24 protein-coding genes are annotated in these 24,889 nt (G+C 67.1%); 15 read left to right on the forward strand and 9 right to left on the reverse strand.

Features of this window, described 5'->3' with window-relative positions; all coding sequences use genetic code 11:
• The first annotated feature begins 42 nt into the window (after positions 1 to 42).
• Positions 43 to 603 (forward strand): hypothetical protein, encoded by a 561-nt coding sequence (locus O2K97_RS00065; RefSeq protein WP_269219978.1) that lies wholly within the window; start codon positions 43 to 45, stop codon positions 601 to 603.
• 58 nt (positions 604 to 661) lie between these two features.
• Here O2K97_RS00065 and O2K97_RS00070 read toward each other — a convergent pair whose 3' ends face one another.
• A complete protein-coding gene (locus O2K97_RS00070) occupies positions 662 to 1,984 on the reverse strand; it encodes a PQQ-dependent sugar dehydrogenase (protein WP_269219979.1) in 1,323 nt (440 codons plus the stop codon).
• 12 nt (positions 1,985 to 1,996) lie between these two features.
• The gene (locus tag O2K97_RS00075) at positions 1,997 to 2,548 is read right to left on the reverse strand and encodes a lipocalin family protein (RefSeq protein ID WP_269219980.1); all 552 of its coding nucleotides are present in this window, start codon (positions 2,546 to 2,548) and stop codon (positions 1,997 to 1,999) included.
• A gap of 148 nt (positions 2,549 to 2,696) precedes the next feature.
• On the opposite strand from O2K97_RS00075, the gene cysD reads away from it, so the two are divergent.
• Genes cysD through O2K97_RS00090 form a run of 3 tightly spaced genes read left to right on the forward strand, consistent with a single transcriptional unit; the run spans position 2,697 to position 6,668 of the window.
• On the forward strand, positions 2,697 to 3,665 hold the full coding sequence (gene cysD, locus O2K97_RS00080) for a sulfate adenylyltransferase subunit CysD (protein WP_419466070.1): 969 nt from the start codon (positions 2,697 to 2,699) through the stop codon (positions 3,663 to 3,665).
• The gene (cysN, locus tag O2K97_RS00085) at positions 3,665 to 5,578 is read left to right on the forward strand and encodes a sulfate adenylyltransferase subunit CysN (protein WP_269219982.1); all 1,914 of its coding nucleotides are present in this window, start codon (positions 3,665 to 3,667) and stop codon (positions 5,576 to 5,578) included. The genes cysD and cysN overlap by 1 nt, the downstream gene beginning before the upstream one ends.
• 40 nt (positions 5,579 to 5,618) lie before the next feature.
• Entirely contained in the window at positions 5,619 to 6,668 is a 1,050-nt protein-coding gene (locus O2K97_RS00090; protein WP_269219983.1) for a mechanosensitive ion channel family protein, read from the forward strand.
• Here O2K97_RS00090 and O2K97_RS00095 read toward each other — a convergent pair.
• On the reverse strand, positions 6,656 to 8,800 hold the full coding sequence (locus tag O2K97_RS00095) for a malate synthase G (RefSeq protein ID WP_269219984.1): 2,145 nt from the start codon (positions 8,798 to 8,800) through the stop codon (positions 6,656 to 6,658). The two genes, O2K97_RS00090 and O2K97_RS00095, sit on opposite strands and share 13 nt — an antisense overlap.
• A 228-nt stretch (positions 8,801 to 9,028) precedes the next feature.
• On the opposite strand from O2K97_RS00095, the gene O2K97_RS00100 reads away from it, so the two are divergent.
• The gene (locus tag O2K97_RS00100) at positions 9,029 to 9,403 is read left to right on the forward strand and encodes a hypothetical protein (RefSeq protein WP_045811590.1); all 375 of its coding nucleotides are present in this window, start codon (positions 9,029 to 9,031) and stop codon (positions 9,401 to 9,403) included.
• Positions 9,404 to 9,421: 18 nt separating this feature from the next.
• On the opposite strand, the gene O2K97_RS00105 is transcribed toward O2K97_RS00100, so the two are convergent.
• Positions 9,422 to 9,568 (reverse strand): hypothetical protein, encoded by a 147-nt coding sequence (locus tag O2K97_RS00105; protein ID WP_017505653.1) that lies wholly within the window; start codon positions 9,566 to 9,568, stop codon positions 9,422 to 9,424.
• A gap of 175 nt (positions 9,569 to 9,743) precedes the next feature.
• Here O2K97_RS00105 and O2K97_RS00110 point away from each other — a divergent pair, with 175 nt between their 5' ends.
• The 3 genes from O2K97_RS00110 (at position 9,744) to O2K97_RS00120 (ending at position 13,107) form a co-directional block, all read left to right on the forward strand.
• Positions 9,744 to 11,387: a peptide chain release factor 3 gene (locus O2K97_RS00110; RefSeq protein ID WP_269219985.1), complete on the forward strand. Its 1,644-nt coding sequence runs from the start codon at positions 9,744 to 9,746 to the stop codon at positions 11,385 to 11,387.
• A 55-nt stretch (positions 11,388 to 11,442) separates the two neighbouring features.
• On the forward strand, positions 11,443 to 11,784 hold the full coding sequence (locus O2K97_RS00115) for a hypothetical protein (protein WP_205681799.1): 342 nt from the start codon (positions 11,443 to 11,445) through the stop codon (positions 11,782 to 11,784).
• A 108-nt stretch (positions 11,785 to 11,892) separates the two neighbouring features.
• Positions 11,893 to 13,107, forward strand: a complete 1,215-nt coding sequence (locus O2K97_RS00120; RefSeq protein ID WP_269219986.1) for a hypothetical protein — start codon at positions 11,893 to 11,895, stop codon at positions 13,105 to 13,107.
• 3 nt (positions 13,108 to 13,110) lie between these two features.
• Here O2K97_RS00120 and cysQ read toward each other — a convergent pair whose 3' ends face one another.
• Positions 13,111 to 13,938 carry a 3'(2'),5'-bisphosphate nucleotidase CysQ gene (gene cysQ, locus O2K97_RS00125; RefSeq protein ID WP_269219987.1) on the reverse strand — a complete coding sequence of 276 codons (828 nt, stop codon included), beginning with the start codon at positions 13,936 to 13,938 and terminating at the stop codon, positions 13,111 to 13,113.
• A 96-nt stretch (positions 13,939 to 14,034) separates the two neighbouring features.
• On the opposite strand from cysQ, the gene chpT reads away from it, so the two are divergent.
• The 3 genes from chpT (at position 14,035) to O2K97_RS00140 (ending at position 15,988) form a co-directional block, all read left to right on the forward strand.
• Positions 14,035 to 14,706 (forward strand): histidine phosphotransferase ChpT, encoded by a 672-nt coding sequence (gene chpT, locus O2K97_RS00130; protein ID WP_269219988.1) that lies wholly within the window; start codon positions 14,035 to 14,037, stop codon positions 14,704 to 14,706.
• 92 nt (positions 14,707 to 14,798) lie between these two features.
• On the forward strand, positions 14,799 to 15,176 hold the full coding sequence (locus O2K97_RS00135; protein WP_269219989.1) for a response regulator: 378 nt from the start codon (positions 14,799 to 14,801) through the stop codon (positions 15,174 to 15,176).
• Positions 15,173 to 15,988, forward strand: coding sequence for a CheR family methyltransferase (locus O2K97_RS00140; protein WP_269219990.1), 816 nt, complete (start codon positions 15,173 to 15,175; stop codon positions 15,986 to 15,988). The genes O2K97_RS00135 and O2K97_RS00140 overlap by 4 nt, the downstream gene beginning before the upstream one ends.
• An 18-nt stretch (positions 15,989 to 16,006) precedes the next feature.
• Here O2K97_RS00140 and cckA read toward each other — a convergent pair whose 3' ends face one another.
• The 4 genes from cckA to fliQ are packed head-to-tail and all read right to left on the reverse strand — an operon-like array spanning position 16,007 to position 20,215.
• Positions 16,007 to 18,058 carry a cell cycle histidine kinase CckA gene (gene cckA, locus O2K97_RS00145; RefSeq protein ID WP_269219991.1) on the reverse strand — a complete coding sequence of 684 codons (2,052 nt, stop codon included), beginning with the start codon at positions 18,056 to 18,058 and terminating at the stop codon, positions 16,007 to 16,009.
• 51 nt (positions 18,059 to 18,109) lie between these two features.
• Positions 18,110 to 19,186, reverse strand: coding sequence for a flagellar biosynthesis protein FlhB (flhB, locus tag O2K97_RS00150; protein ID WP_112862770.1), 1,077 nt, complete (start codon positions 19,184 to 19,186; stop codon positions 18,110 to 18,112).
• Positions 19,179 to 19,952, reverse strand: coding sequence for a flagellar biosynthetic protein FliR (gene fliR, locus O2K97_RS00155; protein WP_066629549.1), 774 nt, complete (start codon positions 19,950 to 19,952; stop codon positions 19,179 to 19,181). Before fliR ends, flhB begins: the two co-directional genes overlap by 8 nt.
• Positions 19,952 to 20,215 carry a flagellar biosynthesis protein FliQ gene (fliQ, locus tag O2K97_RS00160; RefSeq protein WP_017505641.1) on the reverse strand — a complete coding sequence of 88 codons (264 nt, stop codon included), beginning with the start codon at positions 20,213 to 20,215 and terminating at the stop codon, positions 19,952 to 19,954. Before fliQ ends, fliR begins: the two co-directional genes overlap by 1 nt.
• 298 nt (positions 20,216 to 20,513) lie before the next feature.
• Between fliQ and folE the strand changes: the two genes are divergently transcribed.
• From folE to O2K97_RS00180, 4 genes are all read left to right on the forward strand, one after another.
• Positions 20,514 to 21,098 (forward strand): GTP cyclohydrolase I FolE, encoded by a 585-nt coding sequence (gene folE / locus O2K97_RS00165; RefSeq protein ID WP_017505640.1) that lies wholly within the window; start codon positions 20,514 to 20,516, stop codon positions 21,096 to 21,098.
• 85 nt (positions 21,099 to 21,183) lie between these two features.
• The gene (locus tag O2K97_RS00170; RefSeq protein WP_269219992.1) at positions 21,184 to 21,804 is read left to right on the forward strand and encodes a hypothetical protein; all 621 of its coding nucleotides are present in this window, start codon (positions 21,184 to 21,186) and stop codon (positions 21,802 to 21,804) included.
• Between the two features lie 54 nt (positions 21,805 to 21,858).
• On the forward strand, positions 21,859 to 23,016 hold the full coding sequence (locus tag O2K97_RS00175) for an acyltransferase family protein (RefSeq protein ID WP_269219993.1): 1,158 nt from the start codon (positions 21,859 to 21,861) through the stop codon (positions 23,014 to 23,016).
• 158 nt (positions 23,017 to 23,174) lie between these two features.
• Positions 23,175 to 24,848 carry an MFS transporter gene (locus O2K97_RS00180; protein ID WP_269219994.1) on the forward strand — a complete coding sequence of 558 codons (1,674 nt, stop codon included), beginning with the start codon at positions 23,175 to 23,177 and terminating at the stop codon, positions 24,846 to 24,848.
• The last annotated feature ends 41 nt before the right edge of the window (positions 24,849 to 24,889 follow it).

Consider the following 24,889-nt stretch of genomic DNA (forward strand, 5'->3'; position numbering starts at 1 on the left):
GGACGGCGGGTTGGTTGATCGACGTTATGGAGGACAGAAACAATGTCTATGACCTATGCCAACGCCAACACCGACGCCCGCGCTGACACGACCTTCGTTCCGCGCTACGCCCGTCCGACCAAGTCCAAAAAGTCGGTGAAGACCTGGATGATCCTGGCCCCGATCGGCGCGGTGGTGCTGCTGGGCAGCGGCGTCGCCGTGATGATGGGCGGCGAACAGACCGCTCCGGCCCAGCCCGCCGAGACTGCCGCACCGCCCATGCAGACTGCGCCCGCCGCGATGACGGCCGCCCAAGCGCCGGTCACGCCCGCCCCGGTCGAGGTCGCCCCCACGTCGGCCGCCGCTTCGACGCCCGCTGCTGCGCCTGCGCCGGTCGCTCGCCGCGCCGAACCCGTGGCCCGTCGCGTCGCCCCCGCTGTAGAACGGCCGGCGGCCGCCCGTGTTGAGACTCCTGCCGCGCCTGCGGGCCTGCAACCCTACACCGCGCCGGCCGCTTCGACGTCGAGCACCAGCCAGTTGAACACCGCGCCCGCGGCTTCGGCCCCGGCTCCGGTCGTGACTATGCGAACTGAGCCGACGATCACGGTCCAACCGCAAAACTGATTGCGGTCAGCAGGAGAAGAGCCCCGGCCTCGGCCGGGGCTTTTTCTATGATCGAGGTTCAGGAGCCGCTGACGCGCCAGATGACATTGCCCACATCATCGGCGACCAGCAGGGCGCCTTCTCGGTCGATCTGCACCCCGACGGGCCGGCCTTGCGCCTGACCCCGGGCGTTCAGAAATCCGGTCAGAACATCCTGCGGCGGCCCGGCGGGACGTCCATCGACGAACGGCACGAAGATCACCTTATAGCCGCTGCGCACGCTGCGGTTCCACGACCCGTGCTGGCCGACGAAGACACCAGAGCGCAAGGCTGGCGGCAACAGGTTCGCGCCTTGTCCGAATGTCAGCCCCAGCGACGCCGTGTGCGCGCCCAGGGCGTAATCCGGCCGGATCGCGCGCGCGACCATCGCCGGATTGGCGAGTGGGCGCGTATCGACAGTCTGGCCGTAATAGCTCCACGGCCAGCCGTAAAAGGCGCCCGGCGTCACCGAGGTCATATAGTCAGGCACCAGATCGTCGCCGATCTCATCACGCTCGTTGACCGCCACCCAAAGCTGGCCGGTCTGCGGGTTCCAGTCCATGCCGACCGGATTGCGCAGGCCCGAGGCATAGACCCGACGCGCGCCCGTCGCCGGATCGATCTCCAGGATGGCGGCGCGATCGACTTCCTCATCCAGGCCGTTTTCGCCGACGTTGGAGTTGGATCCGACCCCGACATAAAGCCGCCGGCCGTCCGGGCTGGCGACAAGGCTCTTGGTCCAGTGGTGATTGCGGCCGGCGGGCAGGTCCGCGACCTTCGTCGCCGCAGTGTCGATCCGCGTCTGGCCGCTCTGATAGGGGAAAGCCACCACCGCATCGGCGTTGGCGACGTACAGCCGGTCGCCGACCAGCGCCATGCCGAACGGCGAGTTCAGGCCGGTCAGGAAATCGCTCTTGGTCTCCGCTACGCCGTCGCCGTCCGCGTCCCTCAGCAGGACGATCTTGTTGGGGCTCGGGACGCCGGCGCCGGCCTTGGCCATGACCTTGCTCATCACCCAGCCACGCAGACCGCCCTTCTTGTCTTCGGGCTTGGGCGACGCATTCGACTCCGCGACCAGAATATCGCCGTTTGGCAGGCGATAGAGCCAGCGCGGATGGTCCAGGCCTGTCGCGAACGCCTCAACGCGCAAACCCGCCGCCGCAACCGGCGTCGCGCCTTCGGGCCAGCGCGACGCCGGGGCGATATTGACGGTGGGCAGCAAGCCGTGACGCGGCGCAGGCAGTTGCGGGTCCGGACCAAATCCGGCCGAGACGGGCAAGGCTGTCCCACCCGCGCAGGCCCCCAAACCAATCACCGTCGCGAGCAGTGTCGAGGCGAACAAAACCGTCCGTGGCGAGCGCATGGGCTTTGATCCTTACCGCGCCGGTTGGGCCGGGAACTCCAGACGACTGACATCATAACCAAGGGCCCGCGCCCGTTCGGTCAGGGCGCGCACCTCCTCCTCGCTTGGCAAGTCGCGCGTGTAGATGAACAGGCGATGGAAGGTCGGATCAGCCGAGATGAACCAGCTGTAGTCGTCCGCCCGGTCCAGCACCCAATAGTCCCAGGTCACGAACCCGGCCAGATATTTGACCCTCAGCTTGGCGTTGGTGCCCGGATCGAGGATTTCGCCCCGTCCGCCGATGGCCTTTTCCTTGCCGCCCGGCGTGCCGACCTGACAGGTGTCGCGCACATCGACCCGCGTGCCCTCCACCGGCGTATAGATCGACGCGCCGGCGACGCAGCCGTCGGTCAGCCGATCCGGCAGACGCGCGATCTCGTGCCAGCGCCCGGACCACAGACGCTGCACATCCACCGGTTTGGCCGGTTGCGGCGCGCGATATTCGGAAGGCGACGGTGCGGTCACGCATCCCGCCAACGCGATCGCGGCGGCGGCGGATGCGGCGAGGGATTTCAGGCTGGACATGGGCGTTTCCGTTTCGAAGCCATAAGCCGCTTTCAGCGACCCTGGTTCCGTTACGCTCCGAGGGCGAAATCGGACGTTGCGGGCCGAAAATCTCCTAGCGAGGAGCAGGAACCCTCGCTTGTCCCTTGGCGCGCATTGGCGTTGTCACATGGCGTTCGACGGAGACGCCCCGGTGACCACCGCCACCCTGACCAGAAGACCTGCCGCCCTGTCCGCGCCGCGCCTGACACACCTTCAGCGCTTGGAGGCCGAGAGCATCCACATCCTGCGCGAGGTGGCGGCCGAAGCCGAGCGCCCGGTCATGCTGTATTCGATCGGCAAGGACTCGGCCGTCATGCTGCATCTGGCGAGGAAGGCCTTCTATCCGTCCAGGCCGCCGTTCCCGCTTCTGCACGTCGACACGACGTGGAAGTTCCGCGCCATGTACGCGATGCGCGAACAGGCGGCAGCCGATCTGGGCGTCGAACTGTTGGTCCACCAGAACCCCGACGCCCTCGCGCGCACCATCAACCCGTTCGACCACGGCTCGGCGCTGCACACGGACTTGTGGAAGACCGAAGGCCTGAAACAGGCCCTGAACCATCACGGCTTCGATGCGGCCTTCGGCGGCGCCCGTCGCGACGAGGAGAAGTCGCGCGCCAAGGAGCGGATCTTCTCCTTCCGCACCGCCGAACACCGTTGGGACCCCAAGAACCAGCGGCCCGAACTCTGGCGGCTCTACAACACGCGCAAAAAGCCGGGTGAGAGCGTCCGCGTCTTCCCGATCTCAAACTGGACCGAGCTGGACGTCTGGCAATACATCCACCTGGAGCGAATCCCCATCGTGTCGCTGTATCTGGCCGCCGAACGGCCGGTGGTGGAGCGGGACGGCGCCCTGATCATGGTCGATGACGACCGGTTCCGGCTGCGCCCCGGCGAGACGCCGCAGATGAAGTCCGTCCGGTTCCGCACTCTGGGCTGCTACCCCCTGACCGGCGCGGTCGAGAGCACGGCCGCGACCCTGCCCGAGGTCATTCAGGAAATGCTTCTGACCACCACCTCGGAGCGGCAGGGCCGGATGATCGACCACGACCAGTCCGCCTCGATGGAGAAGAAGAAGCAGGAGGGCTATTTCTGATGGCCCACCAGTCGGATCTGATCGCCCGCGACATCGGCGCCTATCTGGACGCCCACCAGCACAAGAGCCTGCTGCGCTTCATCACTTGCGGCAGCGTGGACGACGGCAAGTCCACCCTGATCGGCCGCCTGCTCTACGACTCCAAGATGATCTTTGAGGATCAGATGGTGGCGCTGGAGGCGGACAGTCGCCGCGTCGGCACCCAGGGCGGCGACATCGACTTCGCCCTGCTGGTCGACGGCCTGGCCGCCGAGCGCGAGCAGGGCATCACCATCGATGTCGCCTATCGCTTCTTCTCGACCGAAAAGCGCAAGTTCATCGTCGCGGACACGCCGGGCCACGAGCAGTACACCCGCAATATGGTGACCGGCGCCTCGACCGCCGACGCCGCCGTCATCCTGATCGACGCGCGCCGGGGCGTCCTGACCCAGACGCGGCGCCACGCCTATCTGGTTAGCCTGCTAGGCATCCGCCACGTCATCCTGGCGGTCAACAAGATGGACCTGATGGGCTGGTCCCAGGCTGTGTTCGACGCCATCGTCGCCGACTTCCGCGCCTTCGCCGGCCAGATCGGGCTTCAGGCCTTCGACGCCATCCCGATGTCGGCCCTGCGCGGCGACAACATCACTGAACCCAGCGCCCATTCGCCCTGGTACGCCGGCCCGCCGATGATGAGCCTTTTGGAGACGCTGGAGGTCGGGGACGCTCTTCAGGCCGATCCATTCCGCCTGCCTGTGCAGTGGGTCAACCGGCCCAACCTGGACTTTCGCGGCTTCTCCGGCCGGATCGCCGCCGGGACCGTGCGCCCCGGCGATCCCGTCCGCGTCCTGCCGTCGGGCAAGACCTCGACCGTCGCCCGCATCGTCACCGCCGACGGCGACCTCTCTCAGGCCGTCGCCGGCCAGTCGATCACCCTGACCCTGGCCGATGAGATCGATGTCTCGCGGGGCGACGTGCTGGCCGACGCCGACGCCCCGCCCGAGGCCGCGGACCAGTTCGAGGCCACCGTGGTCTGGATGGACGAGGAGCCCCTGCTGCCGGGCCGGCCTTACCTGCTCAAGATCGGCGCCAAGCTGGTGGGCGCCACCATCACCGAGCCCAAGCACAAGGTGAACATCAACACCCTGGAGCAGCAGCCGGCCAAGCGGCTGGAGCTGAACGAGATCGGCGTCTGCAACCTGTCCTTGGACGCTCCCGTCGCCTTCGCCCCCTATGCCGAGAACAAGGATCTGGGCGGTTTCATCCTGATCGACCGGATCTCGAACCGCACGGTCGGGGCGGGTTTGCTGCACTTCGCCCTGCGCCGCGCCCACAACATCCACTGGCAGGCCCTGTCGGTGGACAAGGCGGCGCGCGCCACGATCAAAAACCAGACGGGCCGTGTCGTCTGGCTGACCGGCCTGTCGGGCGCGGGCAAATCGACCATCGCCGATCTGGTGGAAAAGCGGCTGCACGCCGACGGTCGCCACACCTATCTGCTGGACGGCGACAATGTCCGCCACGGCCTGAACCGCGATTTGGGATTCACCGAAGAGGACAGGGTTGAGAACATCCGCCGCGTCGCCGAAGTTTCCAAACTGATGGTGGACGCCGGCCTGATCGTCCTGGTCAGCTTCATCTCGCCCTTCCGCGCCGAACGCCGTTTGGCCCGCGACCTGCTGGGCGAGGGCGAGTTCGTCGAGGTCCACGTCGACACGCCGCTGGCGGTGGCCGAGGCCCGCGACGTCAAGGGCCTGTACAAGAAGGCCCGCGCGGGAGAGCTCAAGAACTTCACCGGCATCGACAGCCCCTATGAAGCGCCCGAACACCCCGAGATCGTCGTGGACACCACGACCATGTCGCCCGAGGACGCCGCTGAACGCATCGTCGCCTGGCTGGATGGACGCTTCTCGATCGAGGACTTCGCCATCTAGGTTCGGAACCTTGACCGTTCGCCGGACGCTCTAGGACGCGATGACCAATCCGATCCAGAAGCTGGGGCTCGACACCATCGAACAGTCGCAGATCGCCCGCATCGCCGGGATAAATCTGACGCTGGGCGGTCTGGTCAGCGCGGGCGTGATCCTCCTGATCGCCTTCGCCGCCCACTGGCTGGTGACCCGGTCGCTGCGCCGGGTGCGCGAGCGCTCGGACCGCAGCCGTCAGGCGATCTATCTGCTGGAGCGCCTGGCCGGCTACGGCATCATCGTCGTGGGCGTCATGTCAGCCCTGTCGGCGGCCGGGCTGAACCTGTCGTCCCTGACCGTCTTCGCCGGCGCGCTGGGCATCGGCGTGGGTCTCGGGCTGCAGGGGGTGGTCAAGGAGTTCGTCTCCGGCCTGTTCCTGATCTTCGACCGGATGGTGTCGGTCGGCGACTATATCGAGATCGAGGACATCGGCATCCGCGGCGCCATCATGGAGATCGGCCCTCGCGCCACCCGTGTCCGCACCAACGACAACGTCAATGTCCTGGTGCCCAACTCGCGCTTCATCGAACAGCCCGTCACCAACTGGACCATGAAGGGCGACACACGCCGCATACATGTGCCCTTCACCGTCGCCTATGGCTCGGACCGGGGACAGGTGCGCGACGCGGTTCTGGCCGCCGCCCGCGCCAGCCCCTTCACCCTGCCCGAGACGGAGGCCCGCAAGAGCCAGGTCTGGCTGGTGGCCTTCGGCGATCGGGGCCTGTCGTTCGAGCTGGTGGTCTGGCCGACGCGCGACGCCGTCAAACGCCCGGCGGCCATGCACGCCGCCTACACATGGCTGATCGCCGACGCCCTGGATGCGGCGGGCGTCGAGGTGCCGGTGCCCCAGACCGATCTTCGCCTGCGCACCGCCTTCGGCCTGGACGGCGAGGAGGCCTTGAAGCGCCTCGGCTACGGCGTCGGCTCACCGCCGCGACCGACCGGCCCGCAAAGTCCCGCCCGAACCGCCAACGACGCCGCCGACGACGTCATGGCCGACGACGAGGCCGAGACGCCGGAACAGCCTGCTCCGCCCAAGGCGCGTCAGACGGACTGAGCCGCCTTCGCCTTCAACCGCCAGGCGTGCAGTAACGGCTCGGTATAGCCGTTTGGCTGCTCGACGCCTTCGAACACCAACGCCCGCGCCGCCTGATAGGCCAGACTGTTATCCGGGTCCGCCGCCATCGGCCGATACAGCGGATCGCCCGCATTTTGCCCATCCACCTTGGCCGCCATGCGCTGGAAGGCCGCCTCGACCTGATCGACCGTACAGACCCCGTGCAGCAGCCAGTTGGCGATATGCTGCGAACTGATCCGCAGCGTCGCCCGGTCCTCCATCAGGCCGATGTCGTGGATGTCCGGCACCTTGGAACACCCCACCCCCTGATCGATCCAGCGCACGACATAGCCCAGTATGCCCTGGGCGTTGTTGTCCAACTCGGCCGCCACCTCGTCCTCGGACCAATTGACGCCGTTCGCGAGCGGCGGGGTCAACAAGGCCTCCAGCCCCGGCGTCTCGCGCCCGGCCACCTCCTTCTGAACCGCAAACACATCGACCACATGATAGTGCAGCGCATGCAGGGTCGCCGCCGTCGGCGAGGGGGTCCAGGCGGTGTTGGCGCCCGTCTTCGGATGACCGATCTTCTGCTCCAGCATGTCGGCCATCCGGTCCGGCGCCGCCCACATCCCCTTGCCGATCTGGGCCTTGCCGGACAGGCCGCATTTCAGGCCGATGGCGACGTTTCTCGCCTCATAGGCCGCGATCCAGGCGCTGGACTTGATGTCGGCCTTTCGCACCACCGGCCCGGCCTGCATGGCCGTGTGGATCTCGTCGCCGGTGCGGTCCAAAAAGCCGGTGTTGATGAAGACGATCCGGTCCTTCACCGCCTGAATGCAGGCCGCCAGATTGGCTGAGGTCCTGCGCTCCTCGTCCATCACCCCGACCTTGATCGCATGGCGCGGCAGGGCCAGCAGATCCTCGACCGCATCGAACAGCCGGTCGGTGAAGGCGGCCTCTTCCGGCCCGTGCATCTTGGGTTTGACGATATAGACAGAGCCCGTCGCGCTGTTGCCGAACCCGCCCAGACCCTTGATGTCATACAGCGCGATCAGGCTGGTCACGATGGCGTCCATGATCCCTTCCGGCGCCTCCGACCCGTCAGACAAACGGATGGCCGGGGTCGTCATCAGATGCCCGACATTGCGCACGAACAGCAGGCTGCGCCCCTTCAGGATCACCGGCGACCCGTCCGGCGCCGTCCATTGGCGATCCGGCTCCAGAGCACGGGTCAGGGTCTCGCCGCCCTTCTTGAACGTCGCGGACAGGTCGCCGCGCATCAGGCCCAGCCAGTTGCGATAGGCTTCGGCCTTGTCCGCCGCATCGACGGCCGCGACGGAATCCTCCAGATCGACGATAGTCGACAGGACCGATTCCAGCACCACGTCCGCCAGACCGGCCGCATCGCCGCGCCCCACCGGGTGGCTGCGGTCGATCACCAGTTCGATGTGCAGTCCGTTGTTGACCAGCAGGATCGAGGCGGGCGCGCTGGCCTCGCCCGTGAAGCCGACGAACTGTCCCGCATCCTTCAGCGCAGGCGACAACGCGCCGTCGATCACCGACCAGCCGGCGACATCCGTATGCGAGCCCTCGGCCAACGGCGCCGCCTCGTCCAAAAAGGCCTTGGCTCGCGCGACGACCCGCGCGCCGCGCGCCGCGTCATAGCCGCCGCCGGCCGGCAGGTCGCCCAGCGCGTCGGTGCCATACAGGGCGTCATACAGGCTGCCCCACCGCGCATTGGCGGCATTCAGCAGGAAGCGGGCGTTCAGCACCGGCACCACCAGCTGCGGCCCGGCCATGCGCGCGATCTCGGCGTCCACGCCTTCGGTCCCGACGGTGAACGGGGCCGGCTCCTCGACCAGATAGCCGATCTCTTTCAAAAAGGCCTGCGACGCCGCCACATCGTACGGCTGGCCCCGCCGCGCCCGGTTCCAATCGTCGATCTGTGCCTGCAGGGCGTCGCGTCGCGCCAGCAGCGCCCGGTTCTCGGGCGCGAACCGCTCGAAGATCGCCGCCGCCCCGCTCCAGAAGGCCGCCGCATCAAGTCCGAGCCCCGGCAGTACATCCTGCTCGATCAGGGCGATCAGTTCGCCCGCGACCTTCAGCCCGGCGCGATCTTCATGGGTCGTCATGACGGCCTCTCTCCGGCGCGACGCCGGCCTGTAACAATGCGTGATCAGGTAAGCTGAGGCTGCACGCCGGCGCAAGGGTCACGTCGCGTCATCGCCGTCGCTTTTCGTCCAGGGCGACAGCCGGCTGGTCACAAACGCTTAACCGCGTCCGTGAACGGGACCGCAAGCGACGGCCCCTATTGTGAGCTTACGGACGAACTCGCGTCCGGTCAGTCGAGCGTCCCGCCCATGCTGTTTCTTCTGAACGATGTCGTGTTCGACCTGGACGAGGCCTGCCCGGTCACGCCCGCCGACGCGCGCCGGTTCGAGAAGCTGGGTCTGGACTATCTGCTTGAACTGGGCTGCGAACTGTTCGCCGAGGACCCGCTGCTTCATCGCAACGATCCCGAACGCGCCCGTCGCCTGGCCTGGCTGATCGCCGAGCGCAGCCCGGACGTGAACGCCGCCCTGTTCGCCGCGCCCGCCGCTGCCTGCAATCCCGACCTGGTCGAGCCGCGTTTCTGCACCCTGCCCGAACAGGTGATGCGCCAGCTTCAGGCCAAGGGCCGTCGCCTCGACGCCGTCTCCGCAGACCGCGCCGTCTGGAATCGTCTGGCCGCCTGATGGCGGCCTGAACCGCCGTCAGAAGACGGTGTTGAACACCACATGGACCAGCGTCGCCACGGCTACGATGAAGCCGAAGCCGACGACCAGCCCCACCGCCGGATGCAGCGGCGCCCGCTCACGCGGCGCATGGGCGATACGGTCTTGAGGATGGATGACAGCCATCGTCCTTGTCCTTTCCCTATGATCCCGGATCGATCCGAGAGGGGAGCGTCGGACTCTGACGGCCTGATCGTCTCCTCCAGAACCGAGCATGACTCCGATAGCCCTTCATGGCGAGGGGTTATTTGATCTGGCGCAATCCCGTGACTTTGAGGCGGGTCCGCGCTAGTCGCGCGCCATGTCCTCACTGACCCTGCCTGAAGAAGCGGCACGCCGCCGGACCTTCGCCATCATCGCCCACCCGGATGCGGGCAAGACGACCCTGACCGAGCACATTCTGTTGGCAGGCGGCGCCATTCGTGCGGCCGGCGCCGTGCGGGCGCGCGGCGAGAACCGGCGCACCCGTTCGGACTGGATGAAGATCGAAAAGGAGCGGGGCATCTCGGTCTCGGCCTCGGTCATGACGTTCGAGCACGACGGCAAGATGTTCAACCTGCTCGATACGCCCGGGCACGAGGACTTCTCCGAAGACACCTATCGCACCCTGACCGCCGCCGACTGCGCCATAATGGTGCTGGACGCCGCCAAGGGCATCGAGCCGCAGACTCTGAAGCTGTTCGAGGTCTGCCGCCTGCGCGACATCCCGATCATCACCTTCATCAACAAGCTGGACCGCGAGGCCCAGGACCCGATGGCCCTGCTGGACGACATCGCGTCGCGGCTGCAACTGGACCCCGCCCCGATCTGGTGGCCGGCCGAGAGCGGCAATCGCCTGCGCGGCATGGTCGAGGTCGGGACCGGCCGGTTCCAGCCCTACACCCGCAAGGCCGCCGGTTCGGCCGAAGATCCCGAACACCCCCCCGCCCTGCCGCTGGACCAGGCGGCCCAGTATTTCGAGGCGGGCGAGCAGGACAATCTCGCCGAGGCCGTCGAACTGGTCGAGGGCGGCTATCCGGCCTTTGACCGCCAGGCCTTCCTGGAAGGTCACATGACGCCGGTGCTGTGGGGATCGGCGCTTCGCCACTTCGGCATCGACGAGTTGCTGAAGGCCATCGGCGACTGGGCTCCGGCGCCCAAGGTTATGAAGGCGAAGAAGGAATCTCCGCCCGAGACCCGCAACGCCCCCGCCCCCGTCGAGACCGAGGTCGAGCCGGGTTCGAACGAGGTCACCGGCTTCGTCTTCAAGGTCCAGGCGAACATGGATCCCAACCACCGCGACCGGATCGCCATGTTCCGTATGGCGTCGGGCGCCTTCAAGCGCGGCATGAAGCTGAAGGTGCAGAACACCGGCAAGTCCCTGTCGGTCAATGCGCCGATCATGTTCTTCGCCTCGGACCGCGAACTGGCTGACGACGCCTTCGCCGGCGACGTGATCGGCATCCCGAACCACGGCGTGCTGCGCGTCGGCGACAGCCTGTCGGAGAGCGGCATGGTCCGTTTCGCCGGCCTGCCGAACTTCGCCCCCGAAATCCTGCAACGGGTGCGGGTCAAGGATCCGTTGAAGGCCAAACACCTGAAGAAGGCGCTGGAAGGTCTGGCCGAGGAAGGCGTGACCCAGCTGTTCCGTCCCGAAATCGGCTCGGACTTCATCGTCGGCGCCGTGGGCCAACTGCAGTTCGATGTCATGGCCGACCGTCTGGGCGAGGAGTACGGCCTGGACGTCGTCTTCGAACCCTCCCCCTACGCCGAAGCGCGCTGGATCGCTCCAGGCTCGGAGGGCTCCGACGCCGACGTCGAGGACTTCAGCGGCAAATACCGCCCCCAGATGGCGCGCGACATCGACCAGGCCCCGGTCTTCCTGGCCAAGTCGATCTGGGAAACCGGCTATGTCGGCGAACGCTTCCCCAAGATCGCCTTCACCAAGACGAAGGAACGCGGCTGAGGATCGTCGCGCCAAACGACTTCCTTTGGTCACGCGGCTGAGCCATTCTAGGTCCATGTCACTCGTCGCCCTCGCCAGCACCGTCGTCATGCTGCAGGCCGCCCCTGCTGCGGGGCTGGTCTCCTATGACGAAGCCGTGCGCTGCGCGGGCCTGACGCAGGCGGCGTCGGAGCTGGAAGGCGGCGAGAGCGCGCAAGGCCGGCGGCTGTATGACGCCGCCCTCTACTGGTCGCTGGCGGCGATGCAGGCGGGCACGGCGGCCGGAAAGCGCGCCTCGGTCGCCGAGGCGGATCAGACGCGGGCGAGGATCACTGCGGTTCGACAGCTGAGCGCCGATGCCGCCCAGGCTCGGGCCGCCTTGCAACGCTGTCAGCAGAAGACACCGAATCTGGACTGACGATTTTCGCGCCAAGGCCAAGCCGAACCGCATTCCCGGCGCTGCGTTTGCATTGGACGCCGCAGGTGACGCAGTCTGCGTCCCGAAGCGGGATAACCGAGGTCCAGCATGTTCGAATTCGGCCGTGATCTTCGAAAACTCTTCGCCCAGGCGCGAGAGAGCGAAGACCTCGGTTGGGTCGAACTGATCGGCGCGGATCTGCTGCGCGCCGAGGCGCGACGCGAGGCCACGGACGCCGGACGCGTCTCTTGCGCCCGTCCCTTCGAGACCGAAAACCGCGCCTGCGCCCTGTGGCGCGAACACGCCCGCCGCACCGGCGCCGCCGACAGTCTGGACCGGGCCGAACGCTGCGCCGACAGCTTGGCGCGTTCAGCCGTGGACGAGGATCAGATCGCGCGGGCGGCCATGGCCAAGGCGGCGGTGCTGATGCTGCGCTTTGATCTGTGCGGCGATCCCGCCCGTCTGGACCGCGCGGCGACGACCCTTGCGGCGGTCGGCCAGCCGCGCAGCCGACGCATCGCCGTCGGCATGGCCGCGCTTCACGCCCGGCTGACGGTCCGCACGGCCCGGCTGAGCGGCGACATCGCCCGCCTTCATCAGGCGGCCGCCTTGATGGATGAGGCGGTGCGCAGAGACGACGCCGACGACATGGATCTGCGCATGGATCGCGCGGCCCTGTCGCTGGAAATGGGCGTGGTCCAGCGCGACGTGCATCTTCTGGATCAGGCCGGCCGCGACTTGGGCGCCCTGGTCGAGGCCGCATCCCCTGACCATCGCCCCCTGACCCGCGCCCGCGCCCTGGCTCTGTGCGGCGCCGGCCTGTCGGCCCTGGCCGCCATCGCGGGGCATGACGAGGCCCGAAACCAGGGGCGGATCATGTTCGACGCCGCCGCCGATCAGTTCACCCCGGATCACAGCCCCCTGGACTGGGCCGCGATCCAGGTGCTGCGCGTCGGCGACGACGCCCAGCCGCTGATGCTGCTGGCCCAGGCGGAAGCCTTGACGCAGGGCGGCGAACTGATCATCGGCGCCCTGGCGCGCGAGCGGCGCATCACGCGCGAGGTGGCCCTGGCCGAGGCGGTCAAGAACCTGACCGCCCTGATGACGCTGGAGACCCGGTTGCGGGCGCGCATGGCGACGGCGACGCCGCTCGACTGGGCCGCCGATCAGATCGGCATGGCCGAGATCATGCTGGCGCGGCATCGGCTGGGCGGCGTCGTCCCGACCGATCTGGGGCTGATCCTGGGCGAGGCGGCGATGACGGCCCGGGAAATGGGCGTCGACGCCCTCGCCGATCGCGCCGAGACGCTTCTGAGGGCCTAGACCTCAGCCGCCCATGGCGACGAAGGCGCCGTTCAGGAACCGCGTCTTGCCATAGGCCATCCGCTGCCCGTCATCGGCCAGAACCCGGCCTCCGGCGGCTTCCAGCACCGCCTGGCCCGCTGCGGTGTCCCATTCCGAGGTCGGACCCGTGCGCGGATAGGTGTCGAACCTGCCCTCGGCGATCAGGCAGAATTTCAGCGACGAATCCGTCCCCTGCCAGCGCGAACAACCGTGACGGGCGGCCAGACGCGTCGCCTCTTCGTCGGTGACGCTGTGGCTCAGCAGGGCCATGCCTTCCTGCGGCCGATCACGCACACGGATCGGACGCCAGTCCTCGCCCGAATGGGCCTCGCCGGCCTGAAGGGCGCCGAACTGACGCCGGAAGGCGCCGCCTTCGGGCTTGTCGGTACGCCAGGTCGTCGCCGTCGCCGGCGCGGTCACCACGCCCGCGACCGGATAGCCATCATGGATCAGGGCGATATTGACGGTGAAGGCCTCGCCGCCGCGCACGAAACCGCGCGTGCCGTCCAGCGGATCAATCAGCCAGAACCAGTCCTCGGCCGCCTCAGGCGCGCCGTCGGCCGACACGGCCTCCTCCGCCACCGTCTGCACGCCCGGATACAGGGCCGTCAGCCGTTCCAGGATCAGGGCCTCGGCCGCCCGGTCGGCCTGCGTCACCGGGCTGTCGTCGGACTTGGTCTCGACCGCCGTGCCTGCGCGCCAATAGGGCAGGATCAGCCGCGCGGCCTCCTCTGCGATCTCGGCGATGGCCAGGGACAGCGCGCCGGACGTCAGATCGCGCTCAAGAGCAGGTGTCAAAGAGGTCGTCATTGGCGGGTCGATAGACCATCCGGACGGTTCCATGAACCGGCAAATCACTCCAACTTCGCGCGCGACACGAACTGTGACCTGAGCGCGCCAGACATCATGACCTCCCCCCACGACACAGACGCCGCTCCGCTGGACCTTCCGGTCGATGGGTCCGAGCTGGCGACCTATATCGCGGCCAAGCTGTGCCATGACTTCATCAGTCCGTCGGGCGCCATCGTCTCGGGTCTGGATCTCATGCAGGACCCGACGGCTCAGGACATGCGCGACGACGCCATGGCCTTGATCGAGCAGAGCGCCAGGAAGATGGTCGCCCTGGTTCACTTCGCCCGCGTCGCCTTCGGCGCCGCCACCACCAGCGAAAAATTCACCGCCCGCGAGATCGAAGGCCTGGTGTCCGGCATGGTCCAGGGGGGCCGCGCCTCGCTTGACTGGCGCATCGCCGACGGCGAGTTCACCAAGCCCCAGGCCCGCGCCCTGACCAACCTCGCCTATCTCACCGTCGGCGCCCTGCCGATGGGCGGCGTCGCCACCATTCAGTCGCGGGTGGAAAACGGCCTGCTCTATCTGGAAGGTTTCGCCGAGGGCGCCCGCGCCCGGCTGAAGCCCGAGGCCGTCACGGGTCTGGCCGGCGAACGCCTGGTCGAGGGACTAGCCGGCCAATGGATCCAGCCCTACTGGCTGTGGCTGACCGTGAACGAGGCCGGCGGCGCTCTACGCGTCAAGGTTGAAGATGGAAAGGTCGCGCTGGTCGCGCGAATGCCCGCCTGAGCGGACTTCCAAACGACTCATTAACTGGCGTTTGAGATAAAAACAGTCCATGCGCCTCGGGCGAAAGCCGTCGTGTCATTGAGGGATCGACCTTGGACTTCCGAACCTGCCTGATCGTCGACGACAGCCGCATCATCCGCAAGGTTGCGCGCCGCATCGTCGAGGGCCTGGGCTATGAGGTCGACGAGGCGGCGGACGGCTCCGAGGCCCTGGCCTATTGCACCGGCGCCATGCCCGATGTCCTGCTCGTGGACTGGAACATGCCCGTGATGGACGGCATCACCTTCCTGCGTCGCCTGCGCGCCATGCCGGGCGGCGAGCAGCCCAAGGTGCTGTTCTGCACGATCGAGACCCGCCCCGAGCGGATCGCCGAAGCCCTGGCCGCCGGCGCCGACGACTATGTGATGAAGCCGTTCGACGGCGAGATCCTGCAATCCAAGCTGACGGAGGTCGGAGCGATCGCCGCATGACGCCAGAGGATTTCGACAAGCTGCAGTCGCTCCTCGCCACCCGCGCCGGCTATCGGCTGTCGCGGGATCGCATGCATTTGGCCGAACACCGGCTGGGACCGATCGCGCGGCGCGAGGGCTACGCCAATGTCGAGGCCCTGCTGACGAACCTGTGGGCCAATCCGGTCGCCTCGCTGGCCTGGTCGGTGATCGAGGCCCTGCTGAACGCCGAGACCTGGTTCCGTCGCGACCGCACGCCCTTCCGCATCCTGGAGACCGAACTTCTGCCCGCCCTGTCCAAGGCGCGGCCGGATGGTCGCATCCGGGTCTGGTCGGCCGGCTGTTCGACGGGTCAGGAGGCCTGGTCCATCGCCATGACCGGGCTGGAGCTGGGCGTTTCGGTCGATCTGGTCGCCACAGATCTGTCGCAGCGCGCGATCGAAAAGGCGCGCTCGGGCCTCTATACCGGGTTCGAGATTCAGCGCGGGCTGACGGCCAAGACCATGCTGCGCTGGTTCGAACCGCGGGACGACCAGTGGATGGTCAAGGCGGAGCTGGCCGACGCCGTGCGTTTCGGTCGCGCCAATCTGCTGGACGAACCGACCGACGATGCGCGCTTCGACGTCATCTTCTGCCGCAACGTCCTGTCCGACATGGAGCCGTCGCGACGCGCCCGTCTGCTGGACGGACTGGAGCGCCGCCTGGTCGATGACGGCTGCCTGTTCCTGGGCATGGACGAGAACCTGGAGGGCGAAACGGTCGCCTTCCGCGCCGTCAACGGACGCAAGGGTCTCTATGTAAAGGCCCCTTCGGTCCTTCGCCGCGCCGCCTGAGCCCGCCCGACGGGGCGCTCAGCCCGCGTGCAGCTCCTGCTTCACCCGCTCCGCCAGCGTCTTGATGTCCAGCGGCTTGGGCAGGAAGGACACGCCCGTCTCGTCCTGCAACAGGTCCGAGAAGTCGCTCTCGGCATAGCCCGAGATGAACATGACCGGCGCGTCGCCCAGATATTTGCGCGCCTTCTTCAGCAGCGACGGCCCGTCCAGCCCCGGCATGATGACGTCCGAGATCATCATGTCGATCTGGCCGGCATGTTCCTCGGCCAGCAACAGGGCCTCCTCGCCGTCGGCGGCCTCGATGACCTCATAGCCCCGCTGGCGCAGCAGCCGGGCGGCGATGCCGCGCACGGCGTCCTCGTCCTCGACGAACAGGATGCGGCCGGCGCCCGACAGGTCGCGCGGCGCCTTGGCCTTGACCTCGACCGGCTGAACCTCGGCCAGCTCCGCCTCGCCCGCCGCCGGCAGGAAGATGCGGAAGGCGGCTCCAGCCCCCTCGATATTGCTGACGGTGATATGGCCGCCCGCCTGCTGCACTATGCCATAGACGGTGGCCAGGCCCATGCCGGTGCCCTCGTTCACCGCCTTGGTGGTGAAGAAGGGTTCGAAGATCTTGTCCGCCAATTCGGGCGGCACGCCGGGTCCGGTATCCGACACCTCGATCAGGGCCACCTCGTCCGTCGGCGCATCGACCCAGCCCAGGGCCCGCGCCTCGTCGCCCGTCAGGCGGCGCGTGGCGATGGTGACGACGCCGGCGCCCGGCTCTACCACGCCGCGCATGGCGTCACGCGCATTGACGGCGAGGTTCATCACCGCCGTCTCCAGCTGAGACTTGTCGGCCAGGACGATCGGCAGGTCGCGGCCGTAGTCGGTCTCCAGCCGCACATCCTCGCGCAGCAGCCTCCGCAGCAGGATGGCGAATTCGCCCACCAGTTCGCCCAGGTCCAGCCGCTCGCGCCGCACCGTGGACTTGCGCGAGAAGGCCAGCAGTTTGCGCACCAGATCGGCCGCGCGAATGGCCGTCTGACGGATCTCGTTCAGCCCCTCGTACGAAGGATCGCCCACCGGGTGCCGTTCCAAAAGACCCGACAGCTGAAGCTGGATCGCCGTCAGCAGATTGTTGAAGTCGTGCGCCACGCCCCCGGCCAGCTGGCCCACAGCCTGCATCTTCTGGGCCTGGTTGAGCTGAAGCTCCATCGACTTCTGGCCCGAGACGTCGAACAGCCAGATGCGTCGCTTGTCGCCCTCGGGCGCCACATACAGATGCAGCATCTTGTCGGGGTGAGCCCGCGCGACCAGTTCGATCGGCCCCGATGATCCGCCCGCCAGCTTCAGCCGCGCCTCGGCGATACCGCCCGGATCGAACAGATGCCCGAAGGCTGCATCGCGCGCCGCCCCCGGTCCCGTCAGAACGGCGAGCGCCGGGTTGGCCTCTTCCGCGCGGCCGGAAAACAGGTCGTCGCCGCCGATCACGGCCGAGCCGAACGGCGCCCCGGCGGCCATGGCCCGCGCCTCACCGGTCGCCGCGGCGGCGGGCGTGTGCACCGGCGCAGCGGCGATGGGCAGGACGGCGTCCGGCGCCGCGCGCATCAGGAACCTGCCCTCGCCCGTCTTTCCATCACCGATCTGGCCGATGACGACCTCGACCTCGCGCTGTCCGATCATGACGATGGCGCGGCCCGGCTCGCCTTTGCGCGCCTGGGCGAAGGCCATGTACAGCGCCTGGGCCGACTTGCCGCGCGGCAGGGCGCCGGTCGCGCCATTGGCCTCGGACCAGGCGGCGTTGAAGGCCAGGATTTGCCCTGAATCCCAGACCAGCGCCGCCGGTTCGGCCATGGCGTCCAGCACCTCGATGGCCGCATCGCTGCTCGGCTTGGCGTCCGCCGCACGGCGGAAGCCGAACAGACCGATCAGGGCGATCGCGCCGACGGTCAGGATCAGCACCAGTCCCGGCGCCGAGGTCGGGTTGGCGCGAAACGCCGGGTAGGCCAGGGCCGCGATCGCCGCCACGACGCCGAACGCCATCACGCCGGACAACAGGTCGAACGAAGGGCGGCGGGTGGACGTCATACAGCCTCGCGAATCAGTGTTGCGATCATACGCCCAAATCCTGACGCCGCCTTACCGGCGCTTGCGCGACTGGAAGACGAAGCCGATGATCTTGGCTGCGGCGTCGAAATGTTCGCGCGGAATGACCTCGTCCACCTCGACGGTGGCGTACAGGGCGCGCGCCAGCGGCACGTTCTCGACGATCGGCACGCCGTGCTCGGTCGCCACTTCGCGGATGCGCAGGGCCAGGGCGTCGACGCCCTTGGCCACACAGATCGGCGCCCCGTCGCCCTGATCCGGCTCATAACGCAGGGCGACCGAATAGTGGGTCGGGTTGGTCACGATGACGGTGGCCTTGGGTACATTGGCCATCATCCGCTGGCGGCTGCGCTGCATGCGGATCTGCTTCAGCTTGGCCTTGATGTGCGGATCGCCTTCGGACTGTTTGAAGTCTTCCTTCAGCTCTTCCTTGGTCATCCGCATCCGCTTGGCGAAGCGCATCTTCTGCCAGATGAAGTCGGCCCCGGCTGTGGCGCCCAGCAGGATGATCGAGGCCACGAACAGCGAGATGGCCATGTCGCGCGCCAGCGGCAGGATCGCCAGCGGGCTGAGCGAAGCCATGTTCTCGAACTCGCGCAGATGCGGCTTCAACACCATCCAGCACACGGCGCACACGGCGATCAGCTTCAAGAAGGTCTTGACGAACTGCGCCAGGCCGTCCGGACCGAAGATGCGCTTGAACCCCTGCATCGGACTGACCGCCGACCATTTGGGCTTCAGCTTTTCGGCGGTGAAGATCAGACCGGACTGGGCGACATTGCCCCCGACCCCGCCCAGGATGGTCGCCAGCATGACGGCTCCCAGAAAGGGCGCCACGGCCCAGACGGCGCGCACCATGATCTGGTTTCCGGCGCCCGAGTTCAGCACGCCCAGCATCTCGTGCGGGGCGGCGATGAAGGGCAGCATCTGTTCGGCGATGGACGACGCGAACCAGCCTCCCCCCATCAGGATCACCGCCGCCGCCCCCGCCAGCGACAGCACCTGGGCGACGTCGGGCGACTTGGCCGCATCGCCCTTCTTTCGGGCGTCCTCAAGCTTTCGCGGGGTCGCCTCTTCGGTTTTCGACTCGGGATCCGCGCCTTCAGCCACCAGGGCCTCCCAGCACGAAATACTCCGCCAGACGGCGGTAGCGGTCGATGAAGAGGGTGCCCAGCGCACCCAGACTCAGCGCGAAGATCGACAGGCCCAGGATCACGCTCAAGGGCGCGGCGGCGAAATAGACCTGGAACGACGGCATGACCCGCGCCACCAGGCCGGACGCCAGGTTGAAGATCAAAGCAAAGACCAGCACCGGCGCCGACAACTGCACGCCCAGCAGGAAGCTGTCGCCCAGGGTTCGCACCGCCATCTGGGTGAAGTCGGCCATCATCAGCGGCTGGGCCGGCGAGATCAGCCGATACGATCCCACCATGCCGGCGATGAACAGGTGGTGGGTGTCGGTGGCGAACAGCAGCGTCACCCCCAGCAGGGCCAGAAAGGCGGCGATGGTCGAACCGGGCTGGGCCTGCATCGGATTGGCGGTCTGGGCGAAGCTCAGCGTCGTCTGCAACGACACGATCTCGCCCGCCGTCGCCAGGGCGCTCATGAACATGCGTAGCAGAAGGCCGATCATCAGGCCCACGACCACCTCGCGGATGATCCACCCGACCATCAGCCCCATGCTGTCCGGCAGGCCCGGCAGCGAACCGCGCACCACCGGCCACAGCGCCAGACTGATGACCAGGGCCAGCGACAGTCGCACGCGCGGGGGCACATAGGCCTCGCCAAAGCCGGGGATCAGCATCAGGATCGCCGCGATCCGGGCGAAGATCAGCCCCCCGGCCCAGACCTGATCAGCGGTCGCATAAGCGTCCACTACATCCCCGCGATGCGGGCCGCGATCTGGCGCATGAAGCCGCCCAACAGGGCGCCCATCAGCGGCAGGAACAGGATCAGCGAAACGAAGATGGCGATGATCTTGGGCGCATAGATCAGGGTCTGTTCCTGGATCTGCGTCAGGGCCTGAAACAGGCCGATCACCACGCCGACGACCAAGCCGACCAGCAGCACCGGCAGGCACAGCTGGATCGTCAGCCAGATGGCGTCGCGCCCGACGTCCAGAACTTCCGCGCCGTTCATCGGCTGCTCCCGCAAACTACTGGGCAGAAAATGCCGACAGGATGGTTAACAGGCCGCTAACCACACGCGTCTTCGTGCAGACCTGCCAACGGAAAAATCTCGCCTGCGGCCTTGAACGGCGCCGCTTCGATGCCGACGTCCCCGCCTTCGCCTTGGGGAGCGCCAGCCATTCGATTTCAGACGAATTAGACGGATTAGACTCTCTTTTTCCGACTTCGCCGTCTGAAGCCGCGCCCGCCTCGTAATGGGACGCCTCGCCCTCTCCCCTTCCCTCACGCGCTCCGCTATCTAGGCCGCCATGACCGACGCCCCCGCCTCCAAAGTCTCCCAGGCCGACGCCGAAGCCGCCGTCCGCACCCTGATCGAATGGGCCGGCGACAACCCGGACCGCGAAGGTCTGCTGGAAACCCCCGCCCGCGTCGCCAAGAGCTACCGCGAGCTTTTCCAAGGCTATGAGGTCGATCCCCTCTCCTATCTGGAGAAGACCTTCGAGGAGACGGGCGGCTACGACCAGTTGGTCGTGCTGAAGGACATTCGCTTCGTCAGCTTCTGCGAGCACCATATGCTGCCGGTCGTGGGCAAGGCGCACGTCGCCTATCTGCCGACGGACCGCGTCGTCGGCATCTCCAAACTGGCCCGCGTCGTGCGCGGCTTCGCCCGCCGCCTTCAGATCCAGGAGAAGATGACCTCCGAGATCGCCGAAGCCATCCAGACCGTCCTGCGCCCCCACGGCGTCGGCGTGGTCATTGAAGCCGAGCACAGCTGCATGACCCTGCGCGGCGTCAATGCGCCGGGCGCCAGCCTGTCGACCAGCCACTTGATCGGCGTCGTCCGCGACGACCCCCGCACTCGCGAGGAGTTTCTGCGCCTGGTGCGGGGCTAAGAGGATGCGCGGGCGCAGCGCGGCAGGGGTAGCCCTGGCACTCCTGTGCACAATAATGACGGGCTGCGCGACGCCTGGTGAAAGGATGACCGGTTCGGCTCCTCCCGCCGGCAAGGGGGCGGCGATCCTGTCTGGATATATCGTCCAGCACGACGCCGTGAACCGGTCTGGCGACGTTCTGATCCGCAAGATCGATCCCCAGACAGGTCATTTCCTGCCCGAGGCGCCGGACACCATAGCCAAGTTCGCCTTGTTGCCAGCTTTCAGATTTGAGGACGTGCTGCGTCGCGGCGATCCAACCGGACGTTCGCGTCTACACGCCGACGACTTGACGCCGATCGTACTGGCCCCGGGACTTTGGGCCGTCGAACGGGCGTGGACGGGTTCGAACAACGCAAACCTGATCATGTCGAGCAGCAGTCTGACCGGCCAGGACCGCGGCCTTCTGGACACCTGGGGGTTCGAAGTGTTCCCGGGCCAGATCGTTGCTTTGCCGCTTCTGGCTGTGAGCCCGCAGGAAGCCATGGGCCGGCCGGGACCGGCTTCTGTCATTCCTGAAACAGAAGGCGCCGCCAGACTTGGCGAGGTTTCCACCCAAGGCGCGTCTGCAGTCGCTGTTCAATGGCGATCTGTGTCGGTTCCTTGTCCCGAAATTCGATACGAAGGACTTCAGCTCAGGGGCGAAGTGGAATGCGCTCCCCGATAGAAGCCCGATCTCGGCCCATCTCTTGCGGTGAACAGGCATAAGGAGGCGCTGACGATGCCCTGGTCCCTGATTTCGACCCGCAATGAGACAGTTCAGATCGCGCGCGGCGGCTGGCTGGACGCGCTGCGTTTCATCGTGGCCTTCCTGATCATCCTACATCACTTCCAGGCCGCCGGTCCCGAACCGCTCGCCCACCTGATCAATCCGATCTTCGAACGCGGCGGCTTCCTGCTGACCAACTTCTTCCTGATCGACAGCGGCTATGTGCTGATGCGCGTCTATGGCGCGGCGGTGGAGAAGGGCCGGATGTCGCCCGGCGACTTCTTCCTGAAGCGGTTCCTGCGTGTCGTGCCCGCCCACCTGATCATGGGCCTGTCCCTGGTCGGCTTCGTGCTGCTGGCCACCGCCGCCGGCTCGCCGCCCCGCAATCCCGAATGGTTCGCCTGGGACCAGCTGCCGGCCCAGCTGCTGCTGCTTCAGTCTTACGGCGTGTACGGCGGCCTGGGCTGGAACGCCCCGACCTGGTCGATCTCGGCCCTGATCGGCTGCTATCTGGCCTTCCCCTGGATCATTCGCGGCCTGATGCGTCTGGGTCCGTGGTCGGCCCTGGCCGTCGGCGTCGGCGTCTATCTGGTCGCCAACCAGCTGTGCTGGTCGTTCCTCGGCTATCCCGTCTATCAGATGCCGATGCGCTACGGCATCATCCGCGCCCTGCCGCTGTTCTTCCTGGGCATGGGCCTGGCCTGGTTCGCCCAGAAGGTCTGGATCGCGCCGCGCCTGGCCGGCTGGGCCGGGGTGCTGGCCGCCGTCGGCTTCTTCGCGCTTCAACTTCACGACAAGCACGCCCTCGTCGCCCTGACCCTGATCTCGATCATCATCCTGGCCGCCGGCGCCGTGCCTGTGACCAAGCCCTCGAAGTGGGTGGAGACCGCCGCCATGGTCTCCTTCTCCATGTTCATCTCCAACGAGGTGGTCCGCATCGTCTGGTTCGGCGTGGTCAATGCAGTCGAGGCGCGCATAGGCTTGCCCCTCATTGTTCAATGGGGCCTGTGGGGCCTGGGCGTCGTGGCGGCGGTCGCCTTCGCCTTCGCCTTCCACTTCGCGATCGACAATCCGATCCAGACCCGCATCCGCGCCTGGCTGAAGCGTCGCAGCGCCCGTCGCGGCAAGGCTCAACCCAAGCTCGGCCCGGTCATCTCCATCGACGGCTGATCGCCAGCGATCCTAGACCCCAGGGTCGCCTTGGCGACCGGCGATCCTCGACCAAAGTCGCTCTCTCCACCCGCCTCGCTCTCGGTCAATGTCGGCGTCCACGCATCCTGAAGGATGTGCAGAACGGCCGATAACGGCGACACGGGAGGAAATGGATCATGGCAACCGACGCACCCCTTGCGTCCGGAGGAGAGGAGCACACCGTCGATCGCAGCGATCGCCTGGTCATCCTCGCCTCATCGGTCGGCACCGTCATCGAGTGGTACGACTTCTATCTCTACGGCTCTCTGGCGGCGATCATCACCGTCCAGTTCTTCTCAGGCGTCAACGAAACCACCGGCTACATATTCGCCCTGATGGCCTTCGCCGCCGGCTTTGCGGTGCGGCCCTTCGGCGCCATCGTCTTCGGGCGGCTGGGCGATCTTTGGGGGCGCAAGAACACCTTCCTCGTCACCATGCTGCTGATGGGGCTGTCGACCTTCGTCGTCGGCCTGTTGCCGCCTTATGCGGTCATCGGCATCGCCGCGCCCATCATCCTGGTGCTGATGCGCCTGATCCAGGGCCTGGCCCTGGGCGGTGAATATGGCGGCGCCGCCACCTACGTCGCCGAGCATGCTCCGCAGGGCAAGCGCGGCTACTACACCTCATTCATTCAGATCACCGCGACCGCCGGACTGGTGCTCAGCCTCATCGTCATCCTGAGCGTTCGCTACACACTGGGCGAGGAAGCCTTCGCCGCCTGGGGCTGGCGCATTCCGTTCTTGGTCTCGATCCTGCTGTTGGGCGTGTCCCTGTGGATCCGCCTGAAGCTGGCCGAAAGCCCGTCGTTCAAGCGGATGAAGGCCGAGGGCAAGGGCTCCAAGACCCCGCTGAAGGACAGCTTCGGCAAATGGCCCAACCTGAAGCTGGTGCTGATCGCCCTGCTGGGCCTCACCGCCGGCCAGGCCGTCATCTGGTACACCGGTCAGTTCTACGCCCTGTTCTTCCTGGAACGGGTCATGAAGGTCGACGCCACCCTGGTCTATGTGCTGCTGACCATCGCGCTTCTCGCCGCCTCGCCCTTCTTCATCTTCTGGGGCTGGCTGTCGGACAAGGTGGGGCGCAAGCCGATCATCCTGGCCGGCTGCCTGATCGCGGCCCTGACCTATTTCCCGCTGTTCAACGCCCTGACCCAGGCCGCCAATCCGAAACTGGCCGCCGCCGCCGCCTCGGCGCCGGTCACGGTCTATGCCGATCCGGCCGACTGTAATCTGCAGTTCGATCCGGTGGGCAAGACGGTGTTCAACCACTCCTGCGACGTGGCCAAATCCTATCTGGCCAAGGCGGGCGTGACCTACACCAACGTCGCGGCGCCGGCGGGCACGGTCGCCGAGGTGCGTATCGGCGATCAGGTCGTCATCCCCAGCTTCCGGGGCGACGCCATGGCCCCAGCCGATTTCGCCGCCCAGAAGAAGACCTGGGACAAGAGCCTGGGCGAGGCCCTGACCGCCGCCGGCTATCCGGCCAAGGCCGACAGCGCCCTGGTCAACAAGCCGATGGTGGTGCTGATCCTATTCATCCTCGGCTTCTATGTGACCATGGTCTACGGACCGATCGCGGCGGCCCTGGTCGAGATGTTCCCGACCAACATCCGCTACACCTCCATGTCGCTGCCCTATCACATCGGCAATGGCTGGTTCGGCGGCTTCCTGCCGACCACCGCCTTCGCCATCGTGGCGGCGACGGGCAACATCTATTCCGGACTCTGGTACCCGATCGTGGTGGCCCTGGGGACGGTCGTTCTGGGCTTCCTGCTGGTCAAGGAAGGCAAGGACGTCGATCTGAACGCCTGATCCTGCTTTCAGGCGGAAGGAAGGGCGGGTCGTCGCAAGAC

Origin of the sequence: Brevundimonas vesicularis (assembly GCF_027105095.1) — a bacterium.
Taxonomy (GTDB): Bacteria; Pseudomonadota; Alphaproteobacteria; order Caulobacterales; family Caulobacteraceae; genus Brevundimonas; species Brevundimonas vesicularis_E.

Bases quoted from the DNA above. Each gene is read 5' to 3' on its own strand.
- O2K97_RS00115 (WP_205681799.1), top strand. From the start codon at position 11,443: ATGTCACTCGTCGCCCTCGCCAGCACCGTCGTCATGCTGCAGGCCGCC.
- O2K97_RS00120 (WP_269219986.1), top strand. From the start codon at position 11,893: ATGTTCGAATTCGGCCGTGATCTTCGAAAACTCTTCGCCCAGGCGCGA.
- O2K97_RS00180 (WP_269219994.1), top strand. From the start codon at position 23,175: ATGGCAACCGACGCACCCCTTGCGTCCGGAGGAGAGGAGCACACCGTC.
- chpT (WP_269219988.1), top strand. From the start codon at position 14,035: ATGACCTCCCCCCACGACACAGACGCCGCTCCGCTGGACCTTCCGGTC.
- folE (WP_017505640.1), top strand. From the start codon at position 20,514: ATGACCGACGCCCCCGCCTCCAAAGTCTCCCAGGCCGACGCCGAAGCC.
- cysN (WP_269219982.1), top strand. From the start codon at position 3,665: ATGGCCCACCAGTCGGATCTGATCGCCCGCGACATCGGCGCCTATCTG.
- fliQ (WP_017505641.1), bottom strand. From the start codon at position 20,215: ATGAACGGCGCGGAAGTTCTGGACGTCGGGCGCGACGCCATCTGGCTG.
- O2K97_RS00075 (WP_269219980.1), bottom strand. From the start codon at position 2,548: ATGTCCAGCCTGAAATCCCTCGCCGCATCCGCCGCCGCCGCGATCGCG.
- O2K97_RS00090 (WP_269219983.1), top strand. From the start codon at position 5,619: ATGACCAATCCGATCCAGAAGCTGGGGCTCGACACCATCGAACAGTCG.
- cckA (WP_269219991.1), bottom strand. From the start codon at position 18,058: ATGACGTCCACCCGCCGCCCTTCGTTCGACCTGTTGTCCGGCGTGATG.
- O2K97_RS00070 (WP_269219979.1), bottom strand. From the start codon at position 1,984: ATGCGCTCGCCACGGACGGTTTTGTTCGCCTCGACACTGCTCGCGACG.
- O2K97_RS00175 (WP_269219993.1), top strand. From the start codon at position 21,859: ATGCCCTGGTCCCTGATTTCGACCCGCAATGAGACAGTTCAGATCGCG.
- cysD (WP_419466070.1), top strand. From the start codon at position 2,697: ATGGCGTTCGACGGAGACGCCCCGGTGACCACCGCCACCCTGACCAGA.
- O2K97_RS00110 (WP_269219985.1), top strand. From the start codon at position 9,744: ATGTCCTCACTGACCCTGCCTGAAGAAGCGGCACGCCGCCGGACCTTC.
- O2K97_RS00095 (WP_269219984.1), bottom strand. From the start codon at position 8,800: ATGACGACCCATGAAGATCGCGCCGGGCTGAAGGTCGCGGGCGAACTG.
- O2K97_RS00105 (WP_017505653.1), bottom strand. From the start codon at position 9,568: ATGGCTGTCATCCATCCTCAAGACCGTATCGCCCATGCGCCGCGTGAG.
- O2K97_RS00170 (WP_269219992.1), top strand. From the start codon at position 21,184: ATGACCGGTTCGGCTCCTCCCGCCGGCAAGGGGGCGGCGATCCTGTCT.
- O2K97_RS00140 (WP_269219990.1), top strand. From the start codon at position 15,173: ATGACGCCAGAGGATTTCGACAAGCTGCAGTCGCTCCTCGCCACCCGC.
- cysQ (WP_269219987.1), bottom strand. From the start codon at position 13,938: ATGACGACCTCTTTGACACCTGCTCTTGAGCGCGATCTGACGTCCGGC.
- O2K97_RS00065 (WP_269219978.1), top strand. From the start codon at position 43: ATGTCTATGACCTATGCCAACGCCAACACCGACGCCCGCGCTGACACG.
- O2K97_RS00100 (WP_045811590.1), top strand. From the start codon at position 9,029: ATGCTGTTTCTTCTGAACGATGTCGTGTTCGACCTGGACGAGGCCTGC.